This is a genomic window from Microcystis sp. M109S1 (assembly GCF_020247025.1).
Taxonomy (GTDB): domain Bacteria; phylum Cyanobacteriota; class Cyanobacteriia; order Cyanobacteriales; family Microcystaceae; genus Microcystis.
The window spans coordinates 1-5,906 of the sequence record NZ_JADBRW010000116.1 but is presented as its reverse complement, the minus strand read 5'-3'; the positions used below and the strand labels follow the sequence as shown (position 1 = coordinate 5,906).

General features: G+C 40.1%; 7 protein-coding genes and 1 riboswitch. Of the genes, 1 reads left to right on the top strand and 6 read right to left on the bottom strand.

The features are described from left to right. A partial coding sequence (locus IM322_RS05515) for a transposase (RefSeq protein WP_287672724.1) occupies positions 1-108 on the top strand: 108 nt, incomplete at its 5' end. Here IM322_RS05515 and IM322_RS05510 read toward each other — a convergent pair. The 6 genes from IM322_RS05510 to IM322_RS05485 form a co-directional block, all read right to left on the bottom strand. Beyond that, positions 98-880, bottom strand: a complete 783-nt coding sequence (locus IM322_RS05510; RefSeq protein ID WP_287675561.1) for an ABC transporter ATP-binding protein — start codon at positions 878-880, stop codon at positions 98-100. The genes IM322_RS05515 and IM322_RS05510 overlap by 11 nt on opposite strands. A gap of 70 nt (positions 881-950) precedes the next feature. Next, positions 951-1,766 carry an ABC transporter permease gene (locus tag IM322_RS05505; RefSeq protein WP_287675560.1) on the bottom strand — a complete coding sequence of 272 codons (816 nt, stop codon included), beginning with the start codon at positions 1,764-1,766 and terminating at the stop codon, positions 951-953. Positions 1,767-2,013: 247 nt separating this feature from the next. Then, entirely contained in the window at positions 2,014-3,054 is a 1,041-nt protein-coding gene (locus IM322_RS05500; RefSeq protein ID WP_287675559.1) for an ABC transporter substrate-binding protein, read from the bottom strand. A 63-nt stretch (positions 3,055-3,117) separates the two neighbouring features. Then, positions 3,118-3,807 carry a hydrogenase nickel incorporation protein HypB gene (gene hypB, locus IM322_RS05495; protein ID WP_287675558.1) on the bottom strand — a complete coding sequence of 230 codons (690 nt, stop codon included), beginning with the start codon at positions 3,805-3,807 and terminating at the stop codon, positions 3,118-3,120. 58 nt (positions 3,808-3,865) lie between these two features. Then, positions 3,866-4,222: a hydrogenase maturation nickel metallochaperone HypA gene (hypA, locus tag IM322_RS05490; protein ID WP_287078632.1), complete on the bottom strand. Its 357-nt coding sequence runs from the start codon at positions 4,220-4,222 to the stop codon at positions 3,866-3,868. A gap of 6 nt (positions 4,223-4,228) precedes the next feature. Then, positions 4,229-5,407, bottom strand: coding sequence for an agmatinase family protein (locus IM322_RS05485; protein WP_110579669.1), 1,179 nt, complete (start codon positions 5,405-5,407; stop codon positions 4,229-4,231). A 68-nt stretch (positions 5,408-5,475) separates the two neighbouring features. Beyond that, positions 5,476-5,609, bottom strand: a riboswitch (guanidine-I (ykkC/yxkD leader). Positions 5,610-5,906: the final 297 nt, after the last annotated feature.

Here is a 5,906-nt window from a genome sequence, read left to right as displayed (position 1 = left end):
TTAATTGAGGGAATGAATACCAAAATAAAGCTTATTAAAAGAATAAGTTATGGATTTACCAATTTTGAACATCTTCGACTTAAGCTGTTTGCTTGCTTTAATTCATAACAAAAATTAACACACGAAAACCAGAAGAGCCTAGTAGGCCGTAAATTTCATCCGTATAGTCATAAAACTGAGATTGTCGTTTAATTTTATAATTACGATCTACGGGTAAATTAATTGTTAATTCCCGTTGTATAGTCCCTGGCCTAGCACTCAAAACATAAATACGTTGAGCTAAAAAAACCGCTTCATCCACATCATGGGTAATCATTAAAATACTACACCTAATTTTTTGCCAAATTTCAATTAAATATTCGTGCATTCTTTCTTTGGTTTGTACATCTAAAGCTGCAAAGGGTTCGTCCATTAATAAGACTTTGGGATGACAGGCAAGAGAGCGGGCGATCGCCACCCGTTGTTTCATCCCACCCGATAGTTCTCTAGGGTAAGCATTAGCGAATTGAGTTAAACCCACAATATCCAGATAATAACAGGCCACTTCCCAGCATTCTTTTGTCGATAATCCCTGTAGTTTTAAGCCAAATTCAACATTTTTTTGGATCGTCATCCAGGGATAGAGTGTATAATTTTGAAAAACCATACCGCGATCGGCTCCTGGCCCTGTCACTTCAACACCATCAACGGTAATTTTGCCAGAAGTGGGCTGCTCTAAACCCGCAATCATTCGCAACAAAGTTGATTTTCCCGAACCAGAGGCCCCGACCGCACAGACAAATTCAGCACTGTCAACGTGTAAATTAATATCTTTCAGAGCGACCACAGCACCTCGTTTAGTGATGAAAATTTTATTGAGTTGAGTAATTTCTAAGTGCATTAAGGTTCTTCTCTTATCATTAAAATAACTTTACTGGTGACATAATAAACTCTGTGCTTGAGTTTTTAAGTTAACGAGTAATTGACCATTTACAAGTCCACTGCAAAAACAAACGAAAACTTAAATCTAGAGCAAAGCCAATAATTCCTAGTACAATTAAACAGGCAAAAATTTCATCAGTTCTCAGAAATTTTTGAGCCAATAAAATGCGTTTGCCTAACCCATTATCGGCCGCCACCAATTCCGCCACCACTACCAAATTCCAGGCAGCCGCCATATTAACACGAAAAGTATCGATAACATTAGGAATAATATAGGGAGTAATCACTTTAAATAAAACCTGTTTTCGAGTTCCTCCAAGAGTATAAGTTACTTCGATCAATTCCCGGGGAATAAACTTGACCGCATCCATAATCATCAGAGTATTAAAGAAAATTGTCCCGATAAAAATGAGCATGATCTTTGACGTTTCTCCAATACCCAAATAAATAACCAATAGGGGAATAAAAGCAGGAGCGGGCATATAACGTACAACGCCAATAATCGGTTCCATTAAACTACGAATACTCGGAAAAGTTCCCATTAAAATCCCCAGGGGAATAGCAAACAATCCTCCCAAAAAAAAGCCACCAACTACTCGTAAAAAACTGGTAATAGTATCTTGAATTAAAAAGCCCTGTTCTGCTAATTTTCCTAGTGCTTGAATAACGGCTAAAGGAGAAGGCAAAAATACGGATTCAATGCCCGCAAAACTAGAGATTAGTAACCATAAAATAAGCGGGACAATAATAGAGGAAATCATTAAAGTCCACTTTAGGGATTCGGGAATATCCTCGGTAATCCGCCAAAAAGTGCTTTGAGGAAGCGTTTTAGGTGTTGTGGTCATGGGATTTTTAAAAGAAAAGAATAATTTTGATAGCCAATATCACCCAGTTAAGTAGTCGTGCAAAATTAATTTCTTGGTTAGGATAGGCACTCATGCAAGAGGCACTCATGCAAGAGGTAGTTAGATATGTGTAATTAATTTTGCTTAGGTACTTATCAAAAAATTCTTGAGGTCAACTTGTCTCCCTAATCCCTCTTATAGATAGAGAATTGGAACCTTTAATTTCTCGATCTACAAGAGGGGATAATTAGGCTTTTTTGTCTTGACTTGCCAACACCTTGACAAATTGGGGATCTAAAATGGTTGTTAGATCGGGGACTTTTTTAATAAAGCCAACTTCCCTCATAAAATCAGCCATTTTTTGAGCGGCAAAGGGCATATTTTTCATGGTTTTACCAGGACTAAACGCTTCTAGGTTTTCTTCTAAGGTGAAAAAATTCGTTCCCTCTTTATATAGGGCTAATTCTTCTGGGCTAATGCCCGCACGCTTGGCCATAATCTCATCGGCTTTTTGGGGATTTTTAGTCATAAACTCTCGAACATCAAACCATGTTTTTACCAAAGCTTGAACCTGTTCTGGCTTTTCTTTGATTAATTTGGCACTGACAACTAATAAATCAGGAATAGCACCAGAAAAAGCTTTAGAACTAATTAATTCTTTAGAACCTTTTCGTTTAAGTGCTGTTGACCAAAAAGGTGGAAACGCACCAACTGCATCTACTTTTCCCGATGCAAAAGCGGCGGCAGCAGCCCCTGTTTCCATGGGTACAATTTGCACATCTTTACGGCTCATTCCTTCTTTTTCTAGGGCTAAACTGAGGAGAAAATCACCGACAACGCCTTCTTCGACAGCCACTTTTTTGCCTTTTAAATCTTGAATCGTTTTAATCTCTTCTGTGACAATAATTTTGTCATTTCCCGACGAGTTATCATTGACTAAAACAGCAACTTGACCATTCACTGCATCTCCTGCAAAAGCGATGGTATCGTTGAGAGTTTGACTATTTCCATCTAATTGTCCGGCGGCCAAAGCTTGCAAGGATTCAAGATAACCATCAAACCATTTCATTTGAACATTAGCCCCATTTTTAGCAAATAATCCCTCTTCTTCAGCGATCGCCCATGGCCACCAACCGGCCCAGTTACTATAACCGATGACAATGGGGACAGTGTTACTCAGAGAAGTACTTGCATTGGGGGTTTGCTGAGGAGCTTGATTACAACTAATGGTCAGGAGTAAGCTACTAAAAAAAACGAGAGGTAAGGAGAAAAAATTGCGCCGTTTCATAGGTAATAGCCTTTAGAGGTGACAGCTAGTAAAACAGAAATAAATCTCAAAAACTGTTACTGATTAACAATTCAAGAACCTCGCGGTATTGACTTGGCTTTTTACCCAATTTAACCATTCTTCTAAACCTTCTCCTGTTTGAGCAGAAAGAGCGATAATCTTTACATCGGGATTCATGGAGCGAACATTTGCTTCTAAACGGTTTAAATCAATCTCTAAATAAGGAGCCAGATCTAATTTAGTAATAATCAGACAATCTGCTTCTTGAAACATAATTGGATATTTGAGCGGTTTATCTTCTCCTTCAGTCAGACTTAATAGAGCAACTTTTGCGTGTTCCCCTACCTCAAATTCGGCAGGACAAACTAAATTTCCCACATTTTCCACCAACAATAAATCAAACTCTTTGGGGTTATAATCTTCTTTTAAACGATGGATTCCCCCGGCTACCATTTTGGAATCTAAGTGACAGGAGCGACCTGTATTAATGGCAATCACAGGAACTCCATATTGTCTCAGGCGCTCTGCATCTAGTTCTGTAGTCATATCACCTTCAATAACAGCTATTTTTAATTGATCTTTTAAGGCTGCGAGGGTTTTTTCCAATAACACAGTTTTACCCGCACCAGGACTGCTCATCAAGTTTAAACAGGTAATGCCCCACTCGTCAAAATGTTCCCGGTTGTGATCGGCTCCTGCTTGATTGGCATGAAGTAGATTAATTTCTAGGGCCGCGTCAAAAGTTTGGTGCATTTTAATTGAGAATGAATAATTGATCATCGAACTTGTATAAGCGATCGCCCAACTTTGTTTAAGAAACTAAAGAATATTCAATGTGGTCAATTTTTAACTCTCGACCTGAACGAATATCCTCCATCGGTGATCGACAAGTTGGGCAAGAATATTGCTGGCCAATTTGGGGTTGATAATCCTTTTGGCAGCAATGACAATAAGCAATTAGGGGAATATTTTTAATTGCTAATTCCACACCAGCAAGAAAAGTATTGGCAGTTTGAACTTCAAAGGCAAATTGTAAACTGACCGGTTCGACACAGGTAAATTCACCAACCATGAGATGAATTTTTTCAATTTTGAGCTTTTCAGGTTGGCTATTATACCAATCTCGAACTGTCATAATTAACGCCTTGGTCATATCAGTTTCGTGCATAGGAAATTACTGCCAGGGTTCGTCAACGGCCAGATTGGCTTCAGGATGAATATAATAAGGCTTTTCTTTACGGGGTAATTGACCTGAAATAACCAGATGGGCCATGGCATCACAAATAACACGGGTAGCCATCAAAGAGGTCATATCACTAATATCGTAGGGAGGGGAAACTTCCACCACTTCCATACCACAAATGGGAGCTTTTTGGATAATTTTACCTAATAAAGCTAAGGCTTCACGGGGTAATAAACCGCCCGGTTCTGGCCAACCTGTACCGGGGACAAAACCGGCATCAATGCAATCAATATCAAAACTAATCCAAACGCAATCCGTACCATCTAAAGCTCGTTCTAAGGCAAATTCGGCGGCAGCATCAATGCCTCGTTCTACAATGTCGGTGACGGTCAAAATATTAGTGGCGCGCTCGCGGCAAACTTTAACACCTTGACGGGGAACTTGCCAACCACCAATCCCTAATTGGACGAGATTCTTAGCAGGAGCATTTTTCATATTGGTGGCATGAAACCAGGGGCAAGTGTGCATCCGTTCATCTAAATCCGTTTCCTGGGTATCCACATGGCGATCAAAGTGAATAATACCGACTTTTTTATCCCCTAAATGCCGACAAATACCCCGCACTGTCGGAAAACCAATGGAATGATCACCCCCTAAAATAATCGGCAAGGCACCGGAACTAAAGACATGGGCAACCCCCTTAGAGATTTGATCAAAGGACTTTTCATTATTAGCAGGAATGGTGAAAATATCCCCCAAATCACAGAGCGTAATTTGTTCGCGCAAATCTACCCCTAATTCAAAATTGTAGGGCGTATAAAGAGCCGAAATCCGCCGAATTCCCTGGGGTCCAAAACGAGTTCCGGGTCGGTAAGTTGTCCCCGAATCATGGGGAACACCCACGATTGCCACGTCATAATTGCCCACATTCCGCACATCTTCCAAATAGGGAGCCTTCATAAAAGTATTAATTCCCGCATAGTGGGGTAACTCACCCCTGGAAAAGGTGGGAATACTGCGATCGCGGATACTATCGGCCGCCTCTAAACCGTAGGTTAACCCCTGAGAAACTTCCTGTTGCCAACCGGTTAGGGGCAAATGGCGTTCTTTTTCTAAGGCCTGTTGAGCTTCAGTTAAATGCGGGGGTTGAAAAGTAGATTCCTCGGACATCATTTCACCTCAAAATACAATAACCCGGGAGTCTTCAAAGACACTGCCTCAAAACAGTTATCCTCAAAGTCTCCCGGGCTTTTATCCCGCCGTGTAGCCAGCTTAGATGGAAAATTTTTTGATCCGCTCATTTAAGACTAGCTTGCTCCTCTCGGACCTGACATTTAAAGACGCTTAAATCGGAACCCTAGAAGCAATTTCTTTGACCCTATACGATCTCAATCCCAAAAACAGTATCACAGACTACATAAAAGAGCTTTTTCCCACTTAAATATGGTTTGCTGAAAAAGTCTCTTGCTGGAGTCAGGGTGTGGGGTGTAGGGTGTAGGGTTTTATACTAAATCCTGTTTTAAAAAGATGATAACAATCAGTCATAAGTTAGCCAATGATAGTTAGTCAAGTTTTTAATTTCATTAGTCATTGTTTCGAGATACTGACAACGAGTTATCAGAATTTCTTCTAGTTCTTCAATTGTTTCAAAATACTCATTAACCAGAGG